This is a genomic window from Streptomyces sp. SS7 (genome assembly GCF_037993025.1).
Lineage (GTDB): Bacteria > Actinomycetota > Actinomycetes > Streptomycetales > Streptomycetaceae > Streptomyces.
In genome coordinates this window covers 4,512,629-4,537,263 of the sequence record NZ_CP141223.1, presented here as the reverse complement: position 1 = coordinate 4,537,263, position 24,635 = coordinate 4,512,629, and the positions used below count along the sequence as shown (strand labels likewise).

Here is a 24,635-nt window from a genome sequence, read left to right as displayed (position 1 = left end):
GCGGCTGCCCCCTCGGCGCCGGCCTCAGGCCCGCCCGTGGGTCTCCGCCGAGCGGCGGGTCACGGAGTCGAGCATCACCGCCGTGTACAGCACCCCGCCGGTGATCATGAACTGAACCGGTGATCCGACCCCCAGCAGCGCCATGCCCGAGGCGATGGACTGGATGATCAGCACCCCCAGCAGCGCGGACCAGGTCGACCCCCGCCCGCCGAACAGGCTGGTGCCCCCGATGACGGCGGCGGCGATGGCGTTGATCAGCAGCATCCCGGAGCCCGGCACCTGGCTCGCCGACGTCAGCCGCGAGGCGATGAACAGACCGCCGAGCGCGGCGAGGGTCCCCGACACCGTGAACACCGCGATCCGTACCCGGGTCGGGTCCACCCCGGCCCGGCGCGCGGCCTCCACGCCGCCGCCGAGCGCCATGATCTGCCGGCCGTACGGGGTGCGGCGCAGGAAGACGTCCGAGACGACGACCACCGCGAGGAAGATCAGCAGCGCCAGCGGCAGGCCCTCGAACCGGTTCAGGACATGGACGGAGGTGAAGGTCACCGCCGCGAGCAGGACCGTACGGACCCAGATGCCGGCCGCCGGACGGTACGGCATCCCTGCCGCGCCCCGGCGTCTGCGGTCGCGCAGGCTGAGGGCGAGGTAGCCGGCCGTGGCGAGCGCCGCCAGGCCGTAGCCGACGGCGGCGTCGCCGAAGTAGTGGCTGGTCAGCTGGGCCACCAGCCCGTTGTCGCTGAAGGCGATGGAGGTGTCCGTGCCCAGCAGGTAGAGCATGAGGCCGTTCCAGGCCAGCAGCCCCGCGAGGGTGACGACGAACGCCGGTACGCCGATCCTGGCGAAGGAGAACCCCTGGAGCCCGCCGGCCGCCGCACCGCAGGCCAGCGCGATGAGCACGGCGAGCCACTCCGGCATCCCGAGGTTCACGTTGAGCGCCGCGAACAGGGCCCCGGCGAGGCCTGCGAGCGAGCCCACCGAGAGATCGATCTCGCCGATCAGCAGCACGAAGACGATGCCGACGGCGACCAGGCCGGTGCCGACGATGTCCACGCTGAGGATGGACAGATTGCGCGGCGAGAGGAAGTTGTGGTTCAGGGACTGGAAGACGGCCCACGTCACCGCGAGGGCGAGCAGGACCGGCACGGGGCCGAGATCGCGTGCGCGCAACCGGTGGCGTACGGAGGCGGCGTACGTCGCGAGCTGGGCGGCGTACCGGCCGTACCGGCCGCCGCCGTCCGGTGGGCTGCCGTCGCCTCCCGGGGTGGGCTCCGTCACGGCCAGGCCTCCTCGGGGCGGAACCGGACCGGCACTGCCCACCTCCTTCCTCGGGCTCATCCGGTGAGCCCGGCCTCGGCGCAGGCGGCCCGGAGCGCGGGGGTGCAGATCTGACCGACGGTGTACAAACCATCCTTTATCAGAGTGTCCTTGATGGTGCCGACGGTCACCGACACGGACGGCAGCAGGACCGCCGGGACGTTCTTCGAGGTGGCGTTGTCCACGGTGGAGGTGGCGATGGACCCGAGCGGCTCGTCGCGGCCCAGGGCCACGGCCATCCGGACGGCGGCGTCGGCCGCGGACCTGTACGGCTTGTAGATGGTCATGTACTGGTCGCCCTTGACGATGCGCCGTACGGCCGCCAGGTCGGCGTCCTGCCCGGTCACCGGGGGCAGCGGTCTGACCTCGGTGGCGTTCAGGGCGGAGATCACGGCTCCGCCGAGACTGTCGTTGGCGGCCAGGACGCCGTCAATGCGGCCGGCGCCCAGCGCGGCGATGGCGCCCCGCATGTTGACGAAGGCGTTCTCCGGGCGCCAGTTGACGGTGTCGTACGACTTCGCGATCTTCACCTTGCCCTTGAGGACGGAGAGGGCGCCCCGCTTGAACCACGCGGCGTTCGGGTCGGTCGTGGCGCCGTTCATCATGACGATCTGCCCGCCGTCCGCCTTCGTCCCCATCGCCTTCAGCAGCCCCTCGCCCTGGAGCCTGCCGACCTCGGCGCCGTCGAAGGTGACGTAACCCGAGATCGGGCCCTGTGCGAGCCGGTCGTAGGCGACCACGGGGATGCCGGCCCGCTCCGCGGCCACCACCGACGGCCGGAGCAGCTCGGGGTCGACGGCGGCCACGACCAGCACGTCCACCCCCCGGGTGATCATGGCCTCGAGCTGCTGCCGCTGGACCGCGGGGTCGGGCGTGGCGGCGACCTGCACCGCCGGGCAGGACGGACACAGCTTCTTGACCCCCTTCACGATCAGGGGCCGGTCGAACTGTCCGAAGCGGGAGGCCCCGCCGCCCGGGAGGAGCAGGCCGATGGTGGGGTCGCCGTCCTTGCCGTCCCCACCGCCCGAGCCGCAGGCGCCGACGAGGGCCAGGGCGGCGGCGACGGACACGGCCAGCGAGCCGCGCCCCATCAGCCTCCACCCCGGCTTCCTCGGGCGCTGCCCGGATGCGCGGTGCCCGGATGCGCGGTGCCCGGATGCGCGGTGCCCGAATTCCTGTGGATTGCCCTTAATGGGTGCATGCTGACCAGCGTAGCCAAGCCGCCGGTTCCGCGTTCAACAGCGCGGGCGGACCCGCAGGCCCTCTCGAGGCCCGCGGACAGATCGAATTCACGGCGCGGATGTGTTCGCACTCTCGCGCGAGGGCGTTCCTGCTGTAAGGCTCGGACGCGTGACGTACGTAGTGACCGTGGAGACCTGCATCCCGGAGGGCACTCCGGAGATGGACCCGCTGCAGCGCGCCGGCGCGGTGTCGCTCATCGAGGACGGATTCGACTCCGTGCGGGCCGTCGAAGGGCCCGACGGACTGGAGGTGGACGTCCTCGACACCATCGTGGCCGTCCACCCCGGCGGCGCCCTGCTGAAGGTCGTCGTGGACGCCCCGGCGCTGGAGTTCGCCGAGGACTCGGTGCGGGTGCTCGTCGACGAACTGCTGGAGCGCACCGAGCTGCTGGCCGACTGGGAGATCGAGCGCTGCGAGGTCGAACTCCACCAGGACCTCGCCCTGGCCAGCCTCGAAGCCGCCGACGGCCCCGACGCGCCGCCCGACGACCCCGTCGCCCGCAAGGCCCGCCACGCCGAGGCCGCGGTGGACCTCGCCACCGGCGCGGGCCCCGACGCCGCCCGCAGATCCGCGGCCATGCGCCGCCGGATGCTGGAGCTGGCCGACGAACTGCGCTCCCTGCCCCCGGCCGGGTTCGGCGTCCTGGACGGCGAGGAGGGGCTCGCCGTCCCGCCGGAGAGCGCCAGGCTCGCCGCCGGCGCCCTCGTCCACGCCACCGACGTCCTGGTGGACGAACTCTTCGAGGACGTCCAGGTCCTGACCCAGGAGGACGCCACGGTCGCGGAGTGCGAGGGCCCCCTCTGGCACCTCGAACGGCTCCCCGACCGCTACGCCCTCCAGTACGACGCCCCGTTCGCCCGCCGTTTCCTGGTCACCGCCGTCGCCCTGACCACCCGCTTCACCGACGGCAGCTTCCAGCGGCTCGGCTGCGTCGCCGAAGGACTCGCCCTGCGCCTGCTGCTGAGCCGGACGACCACGATCCTGGAGCTGCACGACCTGCTCGACGACGACGTGGCGGCCGCCCTCGACGCGCTCACCGACCACCTCTACGAGGACATGGACCACGAGTACCTCTACGACGTGCACGACGCCCGCGACGCCCGCGACGCCCGCGACGCCCACGACGCCTATGACGCCCACGGCGGCGGACAGCACGAGCAGCCCGGCGCGGGGGGTGCCTTCGAAGGCCCGCTCGGGGTCGCTGCCGTGCCCTTCGACGCGTGGTTCACCCCGTTCCAGCGCGGCAGGTACATCCACCCCTCGGCGGCGGACGAGCCCGACGCGGCCGCCCGCTGACCGCGGCACCGCGAAATCTTGGCGGTCTGCTGGACTGCCGCTCTCCGTCCGCTGGGCTGTCTCTGGAGGTGGTCTTCCTAGGGTGAATCCCGAGCGAACCGCCCGTGATCCCGCGTGATCCTTCGTGGTTCCGCGTGCTCCCTCGCGGTTCGCCGGCCCGTGATTCCCCTCGTCAGGAGACCCCCTCATGCGTGCTCTGCCCCGCCGTGCCCTGCTCGCCGCCCCCGCCGCCGTGCTGCTGTTCGCGCTGACCGCCTGCGGCGGCTCCGACTCCGGAACCACCGACTCGGGGGCGGCGCAGCAGGGCGCGGCCCAGCAGGCGCAAGGCGCGGCCGGCGACGCCGACGAGAAGACCGAACCCCCGCTGACCGGTGAGATCAAGGAGAAGGCCGAGGCCGCCGCGCTCGCCGCCTACCCGGGCACGGTCGTGAAGTCCGAGGAGGACGCCGAGAAGCCCGGCATGTACGCGGTGGAGGTCAAGCAGGCCGACGGCACCTCGATCGAGGTGTACCTGGACACGTCCTTCAAGGTCACGGACACCAAGAAGGAGGGCACGGAGGAGACCGAGGACTCCGACGGGTGAACCCTCCGACAGCGCCTGCACAGCTGTGCGAGCCTTGCGCCATGCGGCTGCTGCTCATCGAAGACGACGACCGGATCGCGGGCCCCCTCACCGAGGGGCTCGGGCGGTACGGCTTCACGGTCGACCACGTCCGCACCGGCGCCGCCGGTCTCGCCGACACCGTGGTGGCGCCGGACCTGGTCCTCCTCGACCTCGGTCTGCCGGACATGGACGGCCTGGACGTCTGCCGCGGCCTGCGCGCCCGCTCCGCCGTCCCGATCATCATGATCACCGCGCGGGGCGAGGAGGCCGACCGGATCGTCGGACTGGAGCTAGGCGCCGACGACTACCTGGCCAAGCCCTTCGGCGTACGGGAGTTGATCGCCCGCATCCGGGCCGTGACCCGCCGCGCCGGAGCCCCCGCCTACGCGCCGGCCGGGATGCCGGAAAGCCCCGGCGTGCCGGCGTCGGCCCCCGGGGCCCACTCCCTGGGGCCCCTGACAGTCAACCGCCGCACCCGCGAGGTGCACCTCGACGCCCACCCCGTCGCCCTGACGCCCAGGGAGTTCGACCTGCTGGCCTATCTCGCCGAGGACCCCGGCACGGTCCACTCCCGTCAGCAGATCATGGACACGGTCTGGGACCCGCATTTCTTCGGCCCCACCAAGACCCTGGACGCCCATGTCGCCGCGCTGCGCCGCAAGCTGGGCGACCCCGGCTGGATCACCACCGCCCGCGGAGTCGGCTTCCGCCTGACCGTCCCCGACGGCCGCGGCGGCGAGGCGGGCGGATGACCAGGCGCCTGCTGCTCAGCTATCTCGCCCTGGCCGTGCTCGTCCTCGCCGGACTGGAGATCCCCCTGGGGTACGTCTACGCCCGCGGCGAGACCTCCCGCGCCGCCCGGGACGTGGAGCGCGACGCCGCCATGCTCGCCGAGATCACCGAGGAGGACATCGAGAAGGGCGAACTCGCCGCGCTGCCCGAGGTGCTCGACGAGTACACCGAGCGCAACGGCGGCCGGGTCGTCGTCACCGACCGGCACGGCACCGTCCTCGCCGACTCCGACCCCGACGGCCGTACCGGCATCAGCCTCGCGGCGCAGCCGGACATCGCCCGCGCCCTGGCCAACCGGGCCACCGTCACCACCACGACCGACGGCGACGGCGCCGACGTCCTCTCCGCCACCCTGCCCGGCGCCTCGGGCACCACCGTCCGGGGCACCCTGCGGCTGACCTACCCGCTGTCCGAGGTCGACGCCCGCGTCCACCGGATCTGGGGCGCCCTCGCCCTGGGCGGGGCCTGCGTCCTCGCCGCGGTCGCGCTGGTCGCCTTCAGCCTGGCCCGCTGGATCACGCGCCCGCTGCGCACCCTGGAGGCGGCCACCGCCCAGCTCGCCGACGGACATCTGGCCGACCCGCCCGACGCCGCCACCGGACCGCCCGAACTGCGCCGCCTCGCCGCCTCCTTCACGCACACGGCGACCCGCCTCCAGCACCTGCTGGGGGCCCAGCAGGCCTTCGCCTCCGAGGCCTCCCACCAGCTGAAGACCCCCCTGACCTCGCTGCGGCTGCGCCTGGAGAACTTCGAGCCCCACCTCGACCCCCGCGCCCACCCCAGCCTGGACGAGGCGGTCGGCGAGGTCGAACGCCTGGGCCGCATGGTCCAGGGGCTGCTGGCCCTCGCCCGCCTGGAGAACACCGCCACCACCCCCGAACCCGTCGACCTCGACACCGTCCTCACCGACCGCGTCGCGATGTGGGAACCCCTGGCCGCCGAGCAGTACGTCACCCTCGACGTCACCGGTCCGCCCGTCGGCGGGGTATGGGCGATACCGGGGGCGCTGGAGCAGATCATCGACAACCTGGTCGCCAACGCCCTGCGCGTCTCCCCGGCAGGCAGCACCCTCACGCTCCACCGGTCCCCCGGCACCGAACTCCACGTCGTCGACCAGGGGCCGGGCATGAACGACGCGGACCGCGCCCGTGCCTTCGACCGTTTCTGGCGGGCCTCCGACACCCACCACGACGGCACCGGCCTCGGTCTGCCCATCGTCCGCCACCTCGTCGACGCCTCCGGCGGCACGATCACCCTCCACCCCGCCCCCGGCACCGGCCTCCTCGCCCGGATCCGGCTGCGCCCGGCCCCGCTCGGCCCGGCCGGGACGCACCCGGCCTCCGGAGCGCAGGGGAGGGCCGGAGTCGGCTCCTGGTGAACCGGCCGCCGCCTTCCGGAGCCGCGATCGGCCCGCGGCGGATCGGGCTCCCGGTCCGTTCCCCCTCTTGGCTACGATCTGCGCGATGGGTGAGCGCGATGGGTGAGCGCGGGGAGGGCGTACGGGGCGCGGCGGGACGCGTGGCCCCGGTTCTCGTGCTGCGCTGGGTGATGCTGCTCGCCGTTCTGCTCTGGGCGCTTCCCGTCTGTGCCCACGACGCCCGGGAGCCGTTCGCCGCTCCGGCGGCGGCCGTGTGGGCGGGCGCCGCGGACGGGGACGAGGGCGCCCGGTCGTCGGCCGCACCCCTGTGTCCCGACCGGGAACACCGGCCGGGCGGCACGCACTGCCGTCCCGTGAGCGGGGCGGTCGCGGGCACCGCCGGACCGCTGGCGGTGCCGTTCCGCCCGGTGGGCGAGGCGATCGCGCCGGCCCGGGCCCCGCACGCCCCGTCCTCCCGCGGAGCCCCGGACCCGCCCGCCCGCACCCCCGACATCCACCGGCTCCAGGTGCAGCGGACCTAGGAACGGCGAACAGCCGACAGCGCCGGCACCGTACGGCCGCCATGCCGCCATGCCGCCGTACTGCCGTGCCGTCGTGCCGTCGTGCCGCCGTTCCCCCTGCCCCGCGCTCGCGGCGCAGGTCCGCACCCACCGCAGAAGGACATGTCATGGGGTCTTCCCGAGCCAAGGAAGAGCGCGCCGCCCGCCGCGCGAAGATAGAGGAGATGCGCAGGGCCGAGGCGGCCCGCGAGCGCCGCAACCGGATCATCACCTGGACGCTGAGCGGCGTCGTCCTGGCCGCGGCCGCCGGCGGCGGCTGGTACCTCGTCCAGGACGCCCGCGAGGAGCGGGACGCCAAGGCGGCCGCGGTCGCCGCACCGGTGAAGGGCGTCAAGGTCTACAAGGGCCTGACGCAGAACCACGTCGGCACGCCCGTCGACTACAAGACCTCCCCGGGCGTCGGCGGCGACCACGACCCGGTCTGGATGAACTGCGACGGCGACGTCTACACCGAGGAGATCTCCGAGACCAACGCCGTCCACTCCCTCGAACACGGCGCGGTCTGGATCACGTACGACGACCGGGCGGCCGACGCCGACGTCAGCGCCCTCCAGGACCGGGTGGAGCGGACGCCGTACACGCTGATGAGCCCCTACACCGGCCAGACCTCCCCGATCACCCTGTCCGCCTGGGGCCACCAGCTGGGCGTGAAGACGGCCTCGGACCCGCGCGTGCAGCAGTTCCTCGACAAGTACGTCCAGGGCGAGCAGACCCCGGAGCCGGGCGCCGCCTGCACGGGCGGCAAGTCCGCGTGAGCCGGCGCCCCGCCCGCCCGCCACCGCGGACGGGCGGGGCGCCGACCGGTCGGCAGGAAGCGGGAACCGGCGTTGTTTTCAGCCGTCGGTCACCGTGATGCGGAGCGGTCCGCCGGGCACGGGCAGACCGTGGCCGCCCGGGTAGCCGTACTGGGTGTGCAGACCGCCCATGTCGGTGAGGGTGAAGCCGACCGTGTACTCGCCCGGAGTGAGGTCCTGATACAGCCTGACGACCAGGTCGAGCCGGCCGCTCGACACGGTGGCGACACCACCGGAGCTGCCGCCGACGGAGGCGCCGCTCGCGTCGTACACGGTGAGGCTGAAACCGCCGACGCCCACGAACGACGTCACATCGAGGGTGAGAACGGCGTTGCGCGGCAACGCGCTCTTCGGCACGGACGTGATGTTCAGCGAGGCCGCGTTCACCACCGGGGCCGCCGTGTCGGGGATCTGTGTGGCGACGAGGTCCAGGGCCGGCCCGTGGAAGCGCTCACCGTACGCCGCCGATGCCCCGGTACCGTCCGTGATGCCGATGCCCGTGACCGCGCACCGCCTCGTGTAGATCGGCGGCACGGTGGCCCGCACGGAGATCGAGCCGTCGGACGCGATCTCGGGATGTTCCGTGACCGATCCGGCGCAGCCGTCCAGCAGCACCGTCACGGAAGCGATGCCGTCGCGGTAGCCGGACGGCTTCATCGTGATCGTCAGCGGCGCCGTTCCGTTCCAGTTGTTGTACTGGGCGGGACCGATGGCGAAGTCCGAGGCCTGCACCGTGCTGTTCTGGGTGAGGTGCACCGGGTCCTGCGACAGCCCCTCGGTGACGCCGACGTTCCCCGAGGCGTCGGTCAGCGCGACGCGCGAGACGGACCACGCCCCGGCGGGGGCGCCGGCCGGGAGGGTGACCTCCACCGTGCAGGAGACGTCGTGGCTGTCGTACCCGTCGTAGTCCCCGCACCGCAGGGTGCCGTCGGTCTGCCGGATCAGGCGGACCGTCCCGCTCGCCGTCGCGCCTGCGGGGCCGCCGAGGACGAGCTCCCCCCGGAAGAAGCCGGACTCGGCGTCGGTGATGTTCAGCCGGTACTTCGCCGTGACGGAGGCGTCGGCGTTGTAGAGGTACTCGGGCTGGTCGAGCACGGTGCCGAGACCGTCGTACGCCGGTCCCGTGGAGTCGACGAGATGGGTTGCGGTGAACGCCGCGTCGTACGGCGCCAGCGCGTCGCGTCCCGCGGTGAACGTGCCGCCGCGGTCGTCCCGCGCGGTCGCCCCCACCACGGCCCAGCGGGCGGTGGACCCCGCCGCGTACTGCGGGACCGGGAAGGCGTAGCTGTAGTCCGCGGACGCCATCGTGCCGGCGACCGCGCTCGCCTGGTAGGGCCACTGCGGCTCGAACGAGAACGTCAGGTCCTGCGGCGCCCCGACGAGCTGCCCGTCGGCGCCCACCTGCTGAACCGTGAGGGTGCCGAACAGATCGGTGGCCGCCGTGTCTGCGTCCGCGACGGTCCAGTCGACGGTGACCGTGGCGTCGCCGGAGGTGGCGTCCACCGTGTCCTGCTCGACGGCGAGGGCCGTCAGCCGCAGCCCGGCCTGCTGTTCCTGCTCCGCGGCCTGCGCGGGGCCGGCCGCCAGCGCACCGATCAGCAGCCCTCCCACGCCCACCGCGAGCAGCCTGGTCCGCCAGGGTCTCTTCCTTGCCTGCACGATGAAAGCCTTCCCCGTGAGCTGGTCATGACATAAAGCCGAGCGATGCTAGCAGCGGGGACTTCACGGCATGGACTGCTTTTCCACGGGCCCGCACGGCCGACCCGTCGGCGGGTCGACGGGCGGCAACGGGGGGCGATCAAGGTATACCAGGAGAAATCGATGCGAATTGGGGTAAATTGGGGCGACTTTCGGCGACTCGGGGCAGCGCGGTGCCGAGGCGCTGCCGCTCATCGGCGGTCTGCGGGCGGGTCGGTCGAGCGGCTCGCGCCGTGGCGGCCCCTGAGCGCTGGGCCGCCGCGGCGCGCGCGGCTACAACTTGGTCATCTTGGGGTACGGGCTCAGGATCCGCATTTGCGCCGAGCCGAAATCCACGAGCGCTGCGATTCCTTCCTCGATGCCGATCACTCGGCCGAGGCCGTACATGTCATGGGTGACCTGGTCACCCACGGCGAAGTGCTTGGGAGCCGGTGCGACCGGGGCCTTGAAGGGACTGGTGGGCAGGTGACGCTTCGATGCGGCAGGCTTTGTCATTGCCCCCAGTATGCGCCCGCCCGGGCCGGGCGGACCGTGACGAGACACATCTGTGCTCACTCGGGGCCGCGGCTTCACGGCGGCACCCTGCTCGGAGGGGGGCCGTGGGCCGGCAGCAGGCGTGCGGGCCGGCGCCCTCGGCGAGGGTGTCGGCGTCGGCCTTGACGACGTAGACCTCCCACGGCTCCTTGCCGGGGCCGTGGACCCGCATCGCGGCCTTCAGCACCTCGGCGCTGTCGCCGCTGGCGGCCGGCTCCCGCTCGAACTCCGCCAGGTGGGCGCGGGTGTCGGCGATCACCGAGGCGTCGGTGGCGGAGTCGCGGTGTCCGCGGTCCACACGTGCGGACCGGCGAAGAGTTTCGTCACGCGGTTGGACACGCAGCAACACCAGAGGGCCCTCACCGATCCGGACGCTGTTGGTAAATCCGCCCCGCTGGATCTCATCCAGCGGGGCGGAGTGCTGCGAAGGGTGAGACTCGTGTGCGGGCAAGGGGCCGGCCGGTGAGCCAGGCGTCGAGTCGTGCCAGGTTGATCGCAGCGCCGGTGAAGTGGTGTTGCAGCCGGGTCTTGGCAAGCCCGCGGTAGCGGGATCTGCGCAGGCCGAACGCCTGGACGCCTTGGGAGATCGTGCCCTCGACGCCGGCGCGGTGTCCGTAGCGACGGCGCCAGTGGTCGGTGTCCTGCTCGCTGCGGGCCTGCCGGAGGATCTCGTGTTCGGCCTTCGGCCGCAGGGTCAGGTTGCGGCCGGTTTCGGCGGTGGTGCAGGAGGTCCGCAGTTCGCAGGGTCCGCAGTGGCGTTCGGCGAAGCGGACGCGGGTGACCGGGGTGCCGTACTGGCTCCGGGCGTCTCGCCACTGGACGCTGGTGTGGCCGCCGGGGCAGACGGCCTGGCGCTGGTCCCAGTCGACGGTGAAACGGGTGCTGTCGAAGAAGCCGCCTGCCGTCTGTTGCCGGATGGTGTTCTTCCCGACCGGTCCGACGAGGTTGATGCCGTGATCGCGACGGGCGTGGTGGATCTGCTCGGCATCGACGTATCCGGCGTCCACCAGGTGTTCGTCCGGCACCAGCCCGCGGCCGGCCAGAGCGGTGTGGATGTCCTCCAGGGCGGCGTCGTCCCTCACCGGCGCCGTGGTGGTGTGGATGTGGGTGATCAGGTGCGGGGCGTCGGGCTCGCAGGTCTCGCTGAGATGGACCTTGTAGCCGGACCAGCCCAGATCCCGCTTCGCGCCGGTCCTGGCCTCGGACTCGTGCGGGGTGCGTAAGCGGATCAGGCCAGGCGGTGTGTTCTTCGGCTCGCGCCAGCGCACGACGCCGTCGACATGGTGGAACTGCTGCACCCATGTCTGACGCAGGAACTCCACCGCGGGCAGGTCACGCAGGGCGGGCGGAGCCTGGGGCGACCGGATGGCGCGCAGCAGCACCATCCCGTCGGCTCCGCACTGGTCGCCGTGCTCGACACGGGCAGCCCACCGAGAGGGGAAACGGGTGTCCTCCGGCCGGGCGGAGTAGCGGTCGAACCACTGCGGCGCCGCCATCGTCACCAGCCACTCCCCGGCCACCTCGGCGACCTGGTTCAGTGCCGCCCGCAGTGTCTCGACCACGAACTCCAGCCGGTTCAGATCCCTCGTCGCGGCCAGTACGTGGGTGGCGTCCGTGCGCTGGCGCTTGCCCGCCTTGACCAGGCCGGCCTCACCGGCCGCCCGCAGCACCGCATCGAACACGGCCCCGCCCGCGTCGCCCTCGATGAGCCGCGCACGGAACTCACTGAGCACCGAGAAGTCGAAGCCCGTGTCGGTCAGCTCCAGCGACAGGGCGTACTTCCAGTCCAGCCTCGAGCGCACCGCGTGCGCGGCCTGCCGGTCGGTCAGCCCCTCCGCGAACTGCAACACCGACACCAGCGCCAGCCTGGCCGGCGACACCACCGGTCGCCCCCGCACCGGGAACAGCTCCTCGAAGTCGGCATCGGCGAAGACCGGCCCGAGCGCATCCCGCACCCGCATCGCCAGACACCCCTTCGGGAACACCGCGCGAGCCACCCGCACCGTCTCCTCAGGAATCTCCGCCAGATCCACCCCACACAACGACACGAACCCACCCCAGAAACACGACGACGGCCTGCACAACCCCAACGGGGTCATGCAGGCCGTCGTCACTCAGGCCCCCGCATTTACCAACAGCGTCCGATCCGGTAAGGGCCCTCTGATCTGCTACTCAGCTGTCGGGAGAGTCAGCCCTGCGTCCCGAAGGCAATCCACCGGCCCACCAGCGCCAGGAAGCCGAGTCGGCCACTCCATTCGCCGTCCGCTGCCCGGCGTCGGAGACTGCCGATGTGGTCCGGACGAAGTACGCGATGGCATCGCGGGTGCACACCAGCGTGGGTGCGGGCGCTGGAGGAGCGCGGGTCGGGTCAGACCTTCTTGACGACGATCGTGTCCGGGACCAGCTTCTCCAGGTCGTCGACGTCCGAGGTGAAGACGGTGACCTGTCCCCTCTGCTGTCGCGCGATGACGGCGAGCACGGCGTCGATCGCGTACTTGTGGCCGTGCAACTGGGCGTCGGTCAGGAGGCGACGCGCCTGGCGGGCCTCGTCCTTCCCGATGTCGACGACCTGGAGTCGGGACAGTACCCAGTCCCAGCGCTGCTCGGTCGTTCTGCCGTCGTACGCCTCGACCAGTGTCATCGGGGACGTCACCACTTCGGCCTCCCCGCGTGCCGCGAGGTCGAGCCAGGCGATCATCTTCCGGTCGCCGCGTACCGCAAGGGACAGGGCTTCACAGTCCAGTACGAAGACGCGGAGGGATCGCTGTCCGTGCTCGGCGGCTCGCTTCTTCACGCAGCCTCTCCGGCGTTGTGCTTTCCGGCGGTTCGACGCCGCTCGTGTTCGGCGTCGAGTTCGTCCAGCTCGACGAGCGCTGCCGCATGCTCGTCCTCGGTGACGGGGCCGTGCTCTTCCTGCAGCCAGTCGACCAGTTCCAGGAGCCGGTCCCGGTCGCGCTTGAAGCGCAGCGCTTCGGCGACATACGCCGACAGGCCCCGCTCTGCCGCGTCCGCGCGGATCTCGTCCAGGAGATCCTCGGGAATCGTCACGGTTACCTTCTTCGTCGCCATACAAGAGACCATACTCCCGGTATCGCACTCCTTACCAGCGGGTCACGTGATAGGCGCTCGGCGATCAGGCGGCCGGGGCGGGCCGTGGGCTGCCGTGGAAGACCTGGCTGGTGTGCCAGGAGCGGTGGACCGCCGCGACGGGACTGGCACCCGGTTGAGGTCCGATGAGCGGGCGGCCGGCGAGCGCTATGACGTGCTCGCGGGCGGCGGGGCTGTGGCCGACGAAGCGCTGCGAGACCAGGATGCGGTGACTGTCACCGATGCCGAGGACGCCCTTGTCGAAGAGCTTGTGGTGCAGCGCGCACAGGCACAGGCCGTTGTCGACGTCGTCAGGGCCGTCGAACGCCCACCAGCGCACATGCGCGGCCTCCAGCCCGACCGGCACCGCGCCGATCCTGCCGTCGTAGCCGCAGAAGGCGCACTGGTACTCGTATGCCGTCAGGACCTGCTCCCGCATCCGGGGATCCCGCCGCCCGCGCACGGCCGAGAACTGTTCGCTCTCCGTCGGCTCCAGCTCCAGGCCGACGGCTTCGCAGAGATCGCCGTGGAGCGAGGGAGGGAAGTTCAGGTCGAGCAGGACCCGTGCCATCCGGCCGAGCAACGACGGCTCGCGCCGCAGCGCCGCCCGTAGTTCCGGCGTCAGCCGCCCTGCGGCTCCGATCTCCCGCAGCTCCCGCACGCCACTGCCGGGGCTGCCCGGTCCGCGATCGGTGCGTACCTCCCACACGCCATCGCTCACCAGATGGTGGAACGGGTAGGCGGGCGTCGTTCTGTTGGGCGGACCGTACTCGGCCAGCAGCCGTCTGAGGTCGTCCTCCACCGCGCTGTACCGCAGTTCACCGTCGGCGTCCCGCTGGAAACGCCCGAGCGCGTACAGGAACAGCAGCGGCTTGTGCGGAGCGCGGGTCCCGCTTCTGCTCCACTGCCTCAGCTTCGCGGCACGCTCCAGCCAGTCCATGACCGGCGATCGTAGTGGCGTTGGGGTGCGGTGGTTTCGAGGAGGCATGGGGAGCGGGTCGACTCCCAGATGGCGCCCGGACATCGTGGGGTCACTGGCTTCGTGCGACGTTGCCCGTTGCGGCCTAACGAGTCGTGCCGAGGCGACTGCGACGGTTCTCAACCAGGTGCCGCCAGCGTTCGCGAGTCTGTCGTTCTCCGTCGATCCACCGTGCTCGCGCGGTGTGCTCGGGGAACGGAAGGCCGGCCATGAAGTGCGCGATCTCGACGTAGTGGGCGTAGTCGCCGCTCTGCGTGAGTTCGTTCAGGCGGGTGATCGCGGTGGTGAGGTCGTCCTGGTTGTCGAGGACGGCGTGGTGGAAGCACAGGGCCAGTTGAAGTTTCGCGGCGGCGTAGGAAATGCCGGAGACGCCGATTTCGGCGAGCAGGACGGCCGCCCGGTCCGGCAGGTCTGCCTCGAACCCGGCGTCGCGTACGAGTGCGGCGATGCGAGCGGTCATCTCACTGGAGCGCAGGCTGAGGCGCGACAGCAGCCGGTCCGCCAGGTCGAGTTCATCGTCGGCGCGGAGCGGGTCGGCGAAGGAGACGGCGAAGGCGAGATGCGCCTGGACCATGGCGGTCTCGCCGGCCGCACCGTGTTCTTCGGCCTCGCTCCTGGCTGCCAGGTAGGCGGCGGTCGCCCGCTCCATGTCTCCCTGCACCCACCACACGTCTCCCAGGACCCGATGGTGCCGTCCTTCCCAGCCCAGCCTCCCAGCGGCTTCCACCGCCGCAGGGAAATCTCCGGACAGCCGGCTCAGATGCGCCAGGCCCCGTCGAGCGGCGGAAGCGAGCCGACCGTCGGCGGACGCGACACGCTGCATGCCGCGCCGCGAATCATCGGTCAGGCCGAGGTCCCGCTGGGCCTTCGCCAGGTAATACGTGGCCAGTTCGACCAGGTCATCCGGGAGCAGTTGCGATGCAAGGACGGCGGAGAGCCGCCCGGCTGTGCGTTCACGGTGTTCGTGCTGGCGCCTGGCGATGGCGCTGAGTGTTTCCACCAGGGCGTCCGCCGCGGTCTGCAGGCCGTCCGACGACCTGGCATCGGCTGCGGGAAGTGCCAGCGGTTCCCAGACGGAGTCCCCTACGTACTGGAATGCGGCATCGGCGAGCCAGCCGAGATCGAGACGGAAGTCCCGTGCAAGGAGCAGCCCTTGCTGGAGACAGCCGACCAGCACGGCGCGGTCACGTCGCAGGTCCTGGCGCCACTGCGATTCCAGGGCACCGAAGGCGCGCTGGGCCGCGCGCTGCCAGTCCTGCTCAGACCAGCGGTCGTCACTGCCGTCGTCCGCGTTGCGGATGGCGGCGCGGATCAGGTCGTGGAGATGGAAGGGCCACACACCGGAGGGGGACTCCCGGATGAAGGGGCGTTCGGTCAAGCGTAGGGCGGGCGCGTCGTGGTTCATGCCGGCGACCTGGGGTGGCCAGAGGAACAGAGAACGCGTCGAGCAGGCTGACCGAGCGCAGCACGTCGCGTTCCTCGGCGGTCAGGTCGCTGAGGGTACGGGCGATCAGTGCGGGGAAGTCGTGGTCGAAGTCGGTGACCTGTGGCTGCCTGCCACTGCGCCGAAGTTCCAGGTAGCGCATGACCGACAGGTCCAGGTACAGGGGCAGCCCGTGGGAGCGCTCGGCGATGATCCGGCGGACCGGTTCGTCGATCAGCGGCTGCCCGTCGCGGCTGAGCCTGCGGGCCAGATAGTCCTCGCAGTCTTCAGGGGAGAAGTACTGTTTACCGACTCTCAAGATGTGTGGATTGGCAGTGAACTGCGGCGATGCGTCGCGTAGAGGTCGTGGACGGTTGTCTGGGCGCCCGCCAGGTCGGCTTCAATCTTGTCGGCAAACTCTTCACGGACGCCGTCGAGGACATCAGCGACGGAGTTCGCACGGCGGTACGGATGACGGACACCCCGCGCACCCGGCAGTTCGTCTCTGGCCGCCCGCCAGCACGCGGAGGCCGCCCCTGCCGCCCTTCGCAACGTCAACGGCGCTTGATGGTGGAGAGCAGACGACCGCTCGAAACCTCGCCTCGAGACCCGCCTCCGGAGTAGGCGCCGACAGGCCAGGGCCTGGTCAGGCATGAGACTGTCGCTCGGCCAGCGAGATAAGGCGCGGATCCAAGTCAAAAAGTTGGCTGTTGGTACGAAAGCGATTAGGGGCGAAAGTCATCACCGCCTCGCGTAAGAGGATCGGGTCTGCGTTAAACTCCTTGAGGGTGCCTAGCGTGTGGTAACCCAATTTTTCAAACTCACCCTCACCTAGAGGATATAGGGGCAGGTATACGCCCGGCCTCGGCCGCACCAACAGGATGTTCCGATGCGTCCGGTGCTCCTGCCCCGAACGTAGTCTGGCGCTGGCGAGAAGCCCAATGTACATGACATCCTCCCAGCTCACATCAGTGTGATGCGGAGAGCCTCGATCGGGGGAGAGGGAGAGTCCGTTGGTATTGATCGTAAGGGTTGGGCTGGAGCGGCGAGGGAAAATTATCATGGCAACCAGTACCATAAAAATGGTGAGGAGCAGGACAGATGGCCCACCCTTCAGCGGCCCCCATAGGTAGTAGGTAAGTGGCGGATCGGCTAACAATAGCGCCGTGGCGGACAACATGCCGCACCACCGAATCCAGGCTTTCAACGGCGGCTTGCCAAAAACCAATTCAGCCGGGATTTTAGGCACTGCAGCTGACTCCTGGGCCGCCAGTATCGGCGGACGAGCCAGCGCCAAGGAGCCCGCTGTGTTCACCGCCCGGCTCTGGGGACGGGGAAGGCCTCGGCTGACCAGCTCGGCGTCGATGAACTTATGGATCTCGTTGAGTGTAAGCGGGGCCGGGCTCTTCAGCGCGCGCAGTAAGGCGCCCGTGAAAGCGGTGTGCTCTTCGCCAGGCGGGGCGTATGACGGTGCTGTGTGAGTGGTGGAAGTCAGTGTGTAGGTTCCCGAATGCTCCAGTTGACCGACGACGACGCTGCCGGGTGATGTCATCGCTGCCACCGCCCGTCCGGAGAAGCAGCAATCCAGAATGAGAACCCGTGCCTTCGCGCGAGCCCGGCCGAGGCTGCGCAGGATCAGGTCCACCGGGATAGCGCTGAAGCCGACATTGTCAGGGTCGGTTTCCGGCAGTGACAAGTACAGCCGCCCGTCCTCATCGAGGAGGCCGTGTCCCGCGTAGTAGACGAGCAGTAAATCAGTGGCATCCTGTGCTGCAAAGGCCAGAGCAGCGCCGAGCGCGGACATGCTCAACGGTTCGTCGTCACCCAATACTCGGCAACGCGAAGGAAGAAACAGACCGCGATCAGGATCGGTGAGTAGCGCGCGGAGTCCGGTGAGGTTGTCGCGTACGGAAAGCATCGGTGTCAGGTCAGTCGACTGGTATTCGACGGTTCCCAGAAGCAGGATGCGCGATAACTCGCCATCCGGCCACCAGAGGTCAGGCATCGGCCGAGCCCGGTGGGTCAGGCATTTCGGTCAAGGCCACCACCTCTCGGATCACCGCCTCCGGATGGCGAGCACGGCGTACGTCGACTTTCACTTGCCTACCGTCCTCGCCGGTCAAGGTGACCGTGACATCCGTACGCCTCTGGATGAGCCAGGTTGTCAAGGAACGGGCCAGGACCGCTGCCGCACCACCGGAGCCAACCGCGACCGTGAGCACGTCAACCACGCCACCCATGTGACCAGGTTCCGGCGCGGCAGCGGGAAGGGTGACTGCCCCACGCAGCGGATCCTCCAACATGAGCCACGTGCGGAGAGAACGTAGCTGGTCAGTGTCATTCAGGACATCGATGTCCTGGCCGCCAAGGCTCAGCTGTATCTCGCTGGAGGGCTTGTAGGGCTCGCTCACGCCGATCATCCTGCCAGAAAGTGCCGGAACGCGGGCTTGTTCAGACGGAAAGCGCGACATCCGAACCATGTGTGCGTCATAAATGGTCCTGTTCGAGTAGCTGGACTTCCAGGTCCGCGATGCGTTTCTCGGCGAACCGCAGGTTTGAACGGGCGCCTTCGAGTCGCTCCTGCAGTGAGCGGTGCTCTCGCATCATCTGGTCCAGGCGGCGCTTGAGTGAGGCGTTCTCGGTGCGGAGGGCTGGGGTGGAATCCGCGGGGGCACTCTGTTCGACGTCTCGGAGCTGGCCCATCAGTTGGCCGATCCGCTTGCGCTGGGTGAAGACGGTCTCTTGGGTGCGGGTGAGGGCCTCCTCGGCGTTGAGTGCACGCTCGCGCCAGGAGACTTCGATGCACTCATGTTCTTGCTGGGCTCCTTGATCACGCCGTTGTCGGGCGTCGGCGACGGCTGCTTGGACCAGGGCTCGTGCGTCCGTGTTCTCGTAGCAGAAGGTGGCGGACACTCCCGCTCGCTCGGCGATGGCTCGGACGTTGAGCTGTCCGCGTTCGCGGCGAAGCTGAGTGATGGCCTTCTCGAGCTGGGTCAGTCTGGTGCGGGTCTGGCGGCGGCGAGCGGCGATCGCGGCCGCTGGGGAGTCGGCATTGGATGTCATGCGGCATCACCATTGTCGGTTTCCGGTGGCTCGGTGAGGTCTGCGGTTCGGAAAGCGGTGGACCAGACGCGGCCGAAGTAGTCCTGGGGGCGGCGGAGGTCGAGCGCGAGGGCCTCGTCCAGGAGACCGACGGCTTCCAGCGCACGTTCCAGGCCGGTGATCGCGCGGGCGGTGGGCTCGAAGACCTCGTGCAGGTAGTCGGCGGTCGCACTGTCGGGCGCGCGTTCGGCGAGCATGCGCCATTGCTCGCGCTTGCGGTGCCAAAAGACGAGGTCTGCGCCCGACATCACAAAGTTCTCGCAGCTGTGGCAGTTGAGATCGAATGGGCAGGCTGCGCCGTCGACAACGTGCTGGAAGGTGCAGAACCCGCCGTCGGCCGGGGTGGACCGGCGCGTCAGGTCGATGGCGAGGGCCTCGGCCTCTTCCTTGGACATGGGCTCGCTGCCGGACAGGATCAGTCCGGGCTCGTCCGATCCGGGGTCGGCGACCCAGATGGTCTGCAGGGCCTGCTCAAGGCGGGGGTCGGTGTTGGCGAGGTGGACGTAGTGCTCGGCCATCCGCTCGGAGACCTGCCCGAGGTAGCGCTTGACGTGGATAAGGTCGGCGCCGTTGCGCAAGAGGTTCGTCGCCAGCGTGTGCCGGCTTTGGTGGGGGACGCAGTGGGCGATGTCAAGCGTGTCGACCCAGTCGCGGAACAGCTTGTGGAACCACCCGTAGCTGGCGCCCTTGAGCAGGTTGCGGTTGCTGTACTGCCGGCGGAACAGGGCAATCTGCAGGCGCTCAGGCGGTGTTGGAGGCTGCCCGTAGCGCTGGGTGAAGCGGGCGATGGTCACTGCCTGGCGGCGTTCGATCCGCTGATAGAGCCGTTCGGGGATGCGGATGGCCTCGTCGTAGTTGCCGACTTTGGTCTGGTCGTGCCAGAACATCGGGAGTCCGTTGAGCCGGCCGATGCATTCGAGGCGGGCGTTGAGGACCTCGCCGCAGCGGCGGCCGACGAGGACGAGCGTCTCCCAGGCGTCCCGGAGACCGCGGTTGTTGATGTCGAACGTTTCAAGGTTCGCCAGGTTGGTCGGGTGGGCCAGGGCCCTGGCGACGTCGTCGGGGAACGGCGATCGACGCCCCGTTGGAGCCGTGGCCCTCGGCATCGCAACGATGAAACTGCGATCCAATCCGATCTTGTCAGAAGCCCCGGTCTCCAGTGCTTCGCGCAGGACGCGGCGAACACTCATCAAAACGGTCGAGAGGGTTCCAGCGGTGGCGATTGAAGGCTCACCGGCATGTCGAGACCGACGATCACCCTGATGATGGTGGACGCCGAGCGACTTCAGACCATGCCGAGCTCGGTGCCGCTGATCGGCGACGAAGTCCGTCGCATGGGACTCGGACAGCACCGTGGGGTCGTGACCTCCGCCCGGCACGAAGCCTTCGAGATAGGCGCTCAACTCCACACACCCCCGGCGGAGTTGATCGAAACTGGTTCGGCTGCGCGGCGGTTTCGTCTTCAGCCGGCCGGCCAGGAAGTCCCAAAGCAGGTCCCGCAGCCAGCGCTGTGTGACTCGCCCCAGGTCGATTCTGCTCCCGGCGTGGGGGAAGCGGACGCCGAAGTGTTCGGTCTCGATGAACCCGGCGTCCTTGGTGTCCTCGCGGGTGAAGTAGACCAGCCGCAGGTAGCCGAGCATCGCCGTGCCCACCTGGCGGACGAGGCGGTTGCACGTGTCCAGGTCGAGGTCGGCCAGAGAGTCCGCTTTGGCGGTCCGGCAGGTCTCGGCAAGGTGCTGGATCCAGGGAAGTGCCCAGTTCGTGCCCTGGGCCGGAGTCTGGGTGTGATGGAACATCGCCCACTGGATCTCGGCCTTGACCAGAGGTTTCAGGCCCAGCAGCGACACCTTGCCGTGAGAGCGCATGATCGGCACGGTCTCCCAGCACCATCGCCGGAAGGCTGCCTCGTCCTGGTAGCTGACGAGACCGGACGTGTGTCCTTCGTTGGCCAGCCGGCCCCAGTGATGAGGAAGCCGGGCTCCGCCGGGACACCCGGCGCGGTTATAGAGGAGTCGGTGGCGCCGACATAGTCCCAGCGCATGCACTGCGGCCTCGGGGCACGGCACCACCTGACACTGCCCGAACGAGGGCAGCACCGGCTGGTTGGCCCACTCATCGAAGTCCGGGACAGCACCCCCTTTGAGGTGCGGATATTGAGCTCGGCGCCATCGGGTGGCGTGCATGTGGCACAGCCGGTCCGGACTCCAGGACGGGGTATGGCGACAGATCCGGCAGGGCGGCGGCGTCTTCCAGGACGCCTGCTTCAACGGCTGGGCGGCGCGAAGGAACTCCGCGACGCTGACGCCTTCCCGGCGTTGTCGGCCCCAGTCGCGTAGGTGCATATGGCAGAACTCGGTGCCCGGGTTCAGAGGCCGCTCGCACCGCGGGACGCCGCACTCCCAGGCGTAGACGGGGTGGTCGCCGGGCAGGTCGATCACGTCCGTGCTGAAGGCGGCGTCGAACGTCGGCGCGTTGAGCAGGGCGGTCAACAGCTCCAGCCGGTCGCCGGTGGTGCGGCTCGGAACCGAGGACGGCGACAGCACGGGCAGCAGCCGACGGGCGGGAGTACTCATTCCTCCTCACCCCAGACGGCCTTCAAGGCGGCCACGAACCCCGGCGAGTGCTGATCAGGATGGCCATAGACCTCGTCGACCATCCTCATCGAGGCCCAGTTTCCCGCCTCCCTGGCCACCAACGGATCGTTGCCCGACGCGTCGAGGATCTTGCCCATGGTGCTGTGCCGGAACTGGTGCGGCTTGATGCGGCCGGGCAGACCGGCCCGTTTCCCGGCCCGCCGCAGCATGCCGCGGGCCGCGTCGGCCGTCCACGGATCACCGGTGTTCGACCCGTGCAGCTGGATCAGCAGCATCCCGTGCCCGGTGGCGTACTTCGTGTACTCGGTGGTCATGTAGGCGAAGTAGGTGCTGATCATCGCCGGGCTCACCCGGTAGATCTCCCCACCGGTGATCACACCGTCCTGCAGCTGCCACTCGGGCTTCTTCTTCGCCGCCGCCCGGTTCACGTTGGCCCCGCGGTGACACACGTGAACGTGCGGACTCTTGCACTCGCCGCAGGCCGCCTTCTCCCGCAGGTGCAGGTCGACCAGGTGCAACCCGGTCAGCCCGCCGATCCGCAGGGTCGTGTCGGACAGCCAAGTCACCACCATCGCATCTCGGGCCGTGTTGACCTCGCTCAGCAGCTCGGGCCTCGCCCCCTCCGGGAGCATCTTGGGATGCCGACGGCGCGAATGGTCGGGCGGAGTCAGAGGGTTGGCCGACATCGAGGTCACCACGTGCCCCAGCAGAACTCGGTCCCGGTCCGGCTGAGTCGGCAGCCGCCGCACATCCAACGCCGCCTTCAGCTCCGGGTTCACCCCCTGCCGGGCGCATTGGTGCATATAGAAGCCCTTCAAGCAGGCAGCCGTGACCTTGAGGGCGTCGGAGCCGTACGGACGTTTCGGCGGCACCCGCCACGGCTCTCCGAACGGCATCGGCACCCGTGCCCCGACCGCCCCCATGTACCGCTGCAGATCCGACAGCGAGAGCTTCGCCGTCGTCAGCCCCTCGCGCACCCGCCACCGCAGGTGATCGACAAGGGTGTACGCGTACGTCTTCTGCGTCCCCGAGCCCTCGTACTGGCAGAGGAAACAGTCCGCCTCCTCGTCCACGGTCAGGGTCCGGCCACACAATCGTGTACGCCCGGCTCCCGTCCCGTCGGAGCATCTCCTCGACACGAATGTCATCCAAGACAATCACGCTCCGCACATGCCCCTCCCGCCCCATCCCGACGCGACGAACAGCCTTGCCGAGATCGGTAAACGAGAACGCGAAAGCCCTACAGACCACCCCGACGAGTGCCCCCGACACTCACAGCACAGTCGGTAAAGTCGCCGATCAGGATCTGGCGGCCGGATACGCCGGACCCTCTATCTGCTGCGTCGGAGACGAGGCTGGGCCAGGCGTTCGCCCCGGTCCAGTCGAGTTGCCCTTCCAGGCTCGTCTCCGCCCACTGAAGGCGGTTGCGTCCGGTGACGACGAAGAACACGTTGGGCATCAGCCACACGATGCGCTGGAGCAGGCGCTCGAAGTCGCGGTGGGTGCGGTCGCCGGTGTCCTCAAAGGTGTCCAGCAGGATCACGGGTAGCGCGCTCTTGTCGGCCGGGAGTTGGGCCAGATCCCAGGCAAGCAGGTGCGGGTAGAAGCTGAGGGCTTCCAGGTCGGGCTCGGCTTCCAGGAGGTCGGCCAGGCGCGAGCAGCTGGCGAGGGCGCGTACGGACTGGCGCCGCTCGCGTAACGCCTTGATGAGCGCTCCGGCCCCATGGCCGAGCGCACCCCCGACGGTGCCGGGCAGGAGCAGCGCCTGGGCCACGTCGCTGAGGGCCGACTGCATCTGCTGCGGCAGGGCGGCAGCGGCGCTGAAGCGGCTCAGCAGTCCGCCCCGGCGCAGGTAGTCCTCGATCGGTTCGCCTGGGTGGTTGTGCTCCCAGTAGCGGCGCAAGGCGAGGTCGAAGGCGGGCATCGGCCGGCCGAGCGCGGCGACGGCAAGACGGATGGTGAGGATGACGCGCTCGAAGTCCATGCCCGCGGCGCGCGCGAGGTCGATGCGGACCGGCAGCGTCCGTTCCTCGGGGTGGGACGGTGATTCCCACTGCACGGGACGGTGCTCGCTGCTGGCGAGCGACGCCTCAATCTTGCGGGAGAGCGTGGACTTGCCGATCCCGCCCACACCGTGGAACACGAGGATGTTGCGGCGGGGAGCCTCCAGGTCCTCCACGTCGAAGTCCGCACGGGTCACGTGCCGTATGTGCTCAGCGAGGCCGACGGTCACCGCTTGCCACTGTGCCTGCCGGTTCGTGAACGCCTCACTGGCGGCGATGCTCCGGTCGTTCGAGCTGAACAGCGTTCGAAGGTCCCGCCCTGCCACCGCTCCCCCTGACGATCAACTGGAGCCAATCTATGCTCCTTTGCGGGCAGCCTGGCAAGCCCGCATTCAGGCAGGGTGCGCGGGTCGCATCCGGCACGTGGCAGTGAACCGCGAGGTAACTCCGGATCTCGTCAGGCCCGAAGGGGAGTTCGTCGGTGGCCATGTCAATTCACCGCCGTGCTGCCGAACAGAGAATGCTCCGCGCCATGTCGAACATGGAGCGCATGGACTTCGCCGTCAGCTGCTGTTCTTGCGGCAGGCTGATCGCTGTAGTGGCGCAGCTGTTCGCCGCCTCCCGACCGTGCAGGCATGCCCAGTACCCATGGCAGGCCAGTACGACCGAATCCTGATGCTGGGTGACCCATAACTCCAGGTTGGGTGGGACTACCAGGAGGACCAGATGGCCGGGCGCCGAGCGCTCCGTGCTGCGCAGCTTGTTGTACGTCTCGATGTCCAGGTCGAAGCTGTATCGCCCCGGACAGTGCGGGGGCTCTCGGTGCACTTAAGTTGGATGTCGACGTCCACCATCAGACCGCGATCCCGGAGTGTGACACGACGCTTGATCGCGAGGATAGAGGTGGAGGGGAAATGTGGAAATAGGGCCTCAAGCGCCGTACTGCCAGCAACAGTTGACGATGCCACGTCCACCCCCGTCACCTGGCCGAGCACGGGTTCCACGCTCCCTAAGTTAAGGGCTGCCACTGACAGTGACATCGGACCTGGCTGTCGTCTGTTCCCAGATGTCCATGGGCGGCGGCAGCAAGCAGAAGAAGGAAAAGAAGGGGAAGCGCAAGCAGCAAAGCGGGCGGAAGAGCAGGCGGCCGAGGACGGCCAGCAAGAGTCGTAGCGGTTGCTGTACTCCGCTGCTGTACGCACGACAGAGGCCCATTCGCGATCAAGCGAATG

At 69.6% G+C, this 24,635-nt stretch carries 22 protein-coding genes; 6 read left to right on the top strand and 16 right to left on the bottom strand.

The window, feature by feature from the left end; genetic code table 11:
* Window positions 1-24: 24 nt before the first annotated feature.
* Together U5640_RS20910 and U5640_RS20905 are read right to left on the bottom strand one after the other, a co-directional pair.
* Window positions 25-1,170, bottom strand: a complete 1,146-nt coding sequence (locus U5640_RS20910) for a sugar ABC transporter permease (protein WP_340385233.1) — start codon at window positions 1,168-1,170, stop codon at window positions 25-27.
* Window positions 1,171-1,334: 164 nt separating this feature from the next.
* Window positions 1,335-2,408 carry a substrate-binding domain-containing protein gene (locus U5640_RS20905; protein ID WP_340377291.1) on the bottom strand — a complete coding sequence of 358 codons (1,074 nt, stop codon included), beginning with the start codon at window positions 2,406-2,408 and terminating at the stop codon, window positions 1,335-1,337.
* A gap of 259 nt (window positions 2,409-2,667) precedes the next feature.
* On the opposite strand from U5640_RS20905, the gene U5640_RS20900 reads away from it, so the two are divergent.
* The 6 genes from U5640_RS20900 to U5640_RS20875 all read left to right on the top strand — a co-directional run bounded on the left by U5640_RS20900 (window position 2,668) and on the right by U5640_RS20875 (window position 7,944).
* Window positions 2,668-3,855 carry a hypothetical protein gene (locus tag U5640_RS20900; RefSeq protein WP_340377290.1) on the top strand — a complete coding sequence of 396 codons (1,188 nt, stop codon included), beginning with the start codon at window positions 2,668-2,670 and terminating at the stop codon, window positions 3,853-3,855.
* Between the two features lie 187 nt (window positions 3,856-4,042).
* Window positions 4,043-4,438 carry a peptidase gene (locus U5640_RS20895; RefSeq protein ID WP_340377289.1) on the top strand — a complete coding sequence of 132 codons (396 nt, stop codon included), beginning with the start codon at window positions 4,043-4,045 and terminating at the stop codon, window positions 4,436-4,438.
* Window positions 4,439-4,479: 41 nt separating this feature from the next.
* The gene (locus tag U5640_RS20890; RefSeq protein ID WP_340377288.1) at window positions 4,480-5,211 is read left to right on the top strand and encodes a response regulator transcription factor; all 732 of its coding nucleotides are present in this window, start codon (window positions 4,480-4,482) and stop codon (window positions 5,209-5,211) included.
* Window positions 5,208-6,629 (top strand): HAMP domain-containing sensor histidine kinase, encoded by a 1,422-nt coding sequence (locus U5640_RS20885; protein ID WP_340377287.1) that lies wholly within the window; start codon window positions 5,208-5,210, stop codon window positions 6,627-6,629. Before U5640_RS20890 ends, U5640_RS20885 begins: the two co-directional genes overlap by 4 nt.
* 89 nt (window positions 6,630-6,718) lie before the next feature.
* Window positions 6,719-7,150: a hypothetical protein gene (locus tag U5640_RS20880; RefSeq protein WP_340377286.1), complete on the top strand. Its 432-nt coding sequence runs from the start codon at window positions 6,719-6,721 to the stop codon at window positions 7,148-7,150.
* Between the two features lie 146 nt (window positions 7,151-7,296).
* Window positions 7,297-7,944, top strand: coding sequence for a DUF3105 domain-containing protein (locus U5640_RS20875; protein ID WP_340377285.1), 648 nt, complete (start codon window positions 7,297-7,299; stop codon window positions 7,942-7,944).
* A 78-nt stretch (window positions 7,945-8,022) separates the two neighbouring features.
* Here the strand turns inward: U5640_RS20875 and U5640_RS20870 are convergent, their stop codons facing one another.
* The 14 genes from U5640_RS20870 to U5640_RS20805 form a co-directional block, all read right to left on the bottom strand.
* Window positions 8,023-9,642, bottom strand: a complete 1,620-nt coding sequence (locus tag U5640_RS20870; protein ID WP_340377284.1) for a hypothetical protein — start codon at window positions 9,640-9,642, stop codon at window positions 8,023-8,025.
* 312 nt (window positions 9,643-9,954) lie between these two features.
* Window positions 9,955-10,176 carry a hypothetical protein gene (locus U5640_RS20865; RefSeq protein ID WP_340377283.1) on the bottom strand — a complete coding sequence of 74 codons (222 nt, stop codon included), beginning with the start codon at window positions 10,174-10,176 and terminating at the stop codon, window positions 9,955-9,957.
* 440 nt (window positions 10,177-10,616) lie between these two features.
* Window positions 10,617-12,263, bottom strand: a complete 1,647-nt coding sequence (locus U5640_RS20860) for an IS1182 family transposase (protein WP_340377282.1) — start codon at window positions 12,261-12,263, stop codon at window positions 10,617-10,619.
* A gap of 320 nt (window positions 12,264-12,583) precedes the next feature.
* Window positions 12,584-13,009, bottom strand: coding sequence for a PIN domain-containing protein (locus tag U5640_RS20855; protein WP_340377281.1), 426 nt, complete (start codon window positions 13,007-13,009; stop codon window positions 12,584-12,586).
* Entirely contained in the window at window positions 13,006-13,284 is a 279-nt protein-coding gene (locus tag U5640_RS20850; RefSeq protein WP_240102980.1) for a ribbon-helix-helix domain-containing protein, read from the bottom strand. The genes U5640_RS20855 and U5640_RS20850 overlap by 4 nt, the downstream gene beginning before the upstream one ends.
* A 64-nt stretch (window positions 13,285-13,348) precedes the next feature.
* The gene (locus U5640_RS20845; protein WP_340377280.1) at window positions 13,349-14,242 is read right to left on the bottom strand and encodes a phosphorothioated DNA-binding restriction endonuclease; all 894 of its coding nucleotides are present in this window, start codon (window positions 14,240-14,242) and stop codon (window positions 13,349-13,351) included.
* 124 nt (window positions 14,243-14,366) lie between these two features.
* Entirely contained in the window at window positions 14,367-15,686 is a 1,320-nt protein-coding gene (locus U5640_RS20840) for a hypothetical protein (protein WP_340377279.1), read from the bottom strand.
* A 664-nt stretch (window positions 15,687-16,350) separates the two neighbouring features.
* The gene (locus U5640_RS20835) at window positions 16,351-17,709 is read right to left on the bottom strand and encodes a caspase family protein (RefSeq protein ID WP_340377278.1); all 1,359 of its coding nucleotides are present in this window, start codon (window positions 17,707-17,709) and stop codon (window positions 16,351-16,353) included.
* Window positions 17,702-18,115: a hypothetical protein gene (locus tag U5640_RS20830; RefSeq protein WP_340377277.1), complete on the bottom strand. Its 414-nt coding sequence runs from the start codon at window positions 18,113-18,115 to the stop codon at window positions 17,702-17,704. Before U5640_RS20830 ends, U5640_RS20835 begins: the two co-directional genes overlap by 8 nt.
* A gap of 76 nt (window positions 18,116-18,191) precedes the next feature.
* Entirely contained in the window at window positions 18,192-18,767 is a 576-nt protein-coding gene (locus U5640_RS20825; protein WP_340377276.1) for a DUF6262 family protein, read from the bottom strand.
* Entirely contained in the window at window positions 18,764-21,379 is a 2,616-nt protein-coding gene (locus tag U5640_RS20820) for a site-specific integrase (protein ID WP_340377275.1), read from the bottom strand. The genes U5640_RS20825 and U5640_RS20820 overlap by 4 nt, the downstream gene beginning before the upstream one ends.
* Window positions 21,376-22,473 (bottom strand): tyrosine-type recombinase/integrase, encoded by a 1,098-nt coding sequence (locus U5640_RS20815; RefSeq protein WP_340377274.1) that lies wholly within the window; start codon window positions 22,471-22,473, stop codon window positions 21,376-21,378. The genes U5640_RS20820 and U5640_RS20815 overlap by 4 nt, the downstream gene beginning before the upstream one ends.
* A gap of 167 nt (window positions 22,474-22,640) precedes the next feature.
* Window positions 22,641-23,600 carry a hypothetical protein gene (locus tag U5640_RS20810; protein ID WP_340377273.1) on the bottom strand — a complete coding sequence of 320 codons (960 nt, stop codon included), beginning with the start codon at window positions 23,598-23,600 and terminating at the stop codon, window positions 22,641-22,643.
* A 298-nt stretch (window positions 23,601-23,898) separates the two neighbouring features.
* Complete coding sequence (locus U5640_RS20805; RefSeq protein ID WP_340377272.1) at window positions 23,899-24,231, bottom strand: DUF4365 domain-containing protein; 333 nt, start codon at window positions 24,229-24,231, stop codon at window positions 23,899-23,901.
* Window positions 24,232-24,635: the final 404 nt, after the last annotated feature.

Excerpts from the sequence above, each read along its gene's own strand:
- U5640_RS20875 (WP_340377285.1), top strand. The coding sequence starts at position 7,297 with ATGGGGTCTTCCCGAGCCAAGGAAGAGCGCGCCGCCCGCCGCGCGAAG.
- U5640_RS20895 (WP_340377289.1), top strand. The coding sequence starts at position 4,043 with ATGCGTGCTCTGCCCCGCCGTGCCCTGCTCGCCGCCCCCGCCGCCGTG.
- U5640_RS20840 (WP_340377279.1), bottom strand. The coding sequence starts at position 15,686 with ATGAACCACGACGCGCCCGCCCTACGCTTGACCGAACGCCCCTTCATC.
- U5640_RS20865 (WP_340377283.1), bottom strand. The coding sequence starts at position 10,176 with ATGACAAAGCCTGCCGCATCGAAGCGTCACCTGCCCACCAGTCCCTTC.
- U5640_RS20835 (WP_340377278.1), bottom strand. The coding sequence starts at position 17,709 with ATGCCTGACCTCTGGTGGCCGGATGGCGAGTTATCGCGCATCCTGCTT.
- U5640_RS20905 (WP_340377291.1), bottom strand. The coding sequence starts at position 2,408 with ATGGGGCGCGGCTCGCTGGCCGTGTCCGTCGCCGCCGCCCTGGCCCTC.
- U5640_RS20845 (WP_340377280.1), bottom strand. The coding sequence starts at position 14,242 with ATGGACTGGCTGGAGCGTGCCGCGAAGCTGAGGCAGTGGAGCAGAAGC.
- U5640_RS20890 (WP_340377288.1), top strand. The coding sequence starts at position 4,480 with ATGCGGCTGCTGCTCATCGAAGACGACGACCGGATCGCGGGCCCCCTC.
- U5640_RS20820 (WP_340377275.1), bottom strand. The coding sequence starts at position 21,379 with ATGAGTACTCCCGCCCGTCGGCTGCTGCCCGTGCTGTCGCCGTCCTCG.
- U5640_RS20850 (WP_240102980.1), bottom strand. The coding sequence starts at position 13,284 with ATGGCGACGAAGAAGGTAACCGTGACGATTCCCGAGGATCTCCTGGAC.
- U5640_RS20885 (WP_340377287.1), top strand. The coding sequence starts at position 5,208 with ATGACCAGGCGCCTGCTGCTCAGCTATCTCGCCCTGGCCGTGCTCGTC.
- U5640_RS20825 (WP_340377276.1), bottom strand. The coding sequence starts at position 18,767 with ATGACATCCAATGCCGACTCCCCAGCGGCCGCGATCGCCGCTCGCCGC.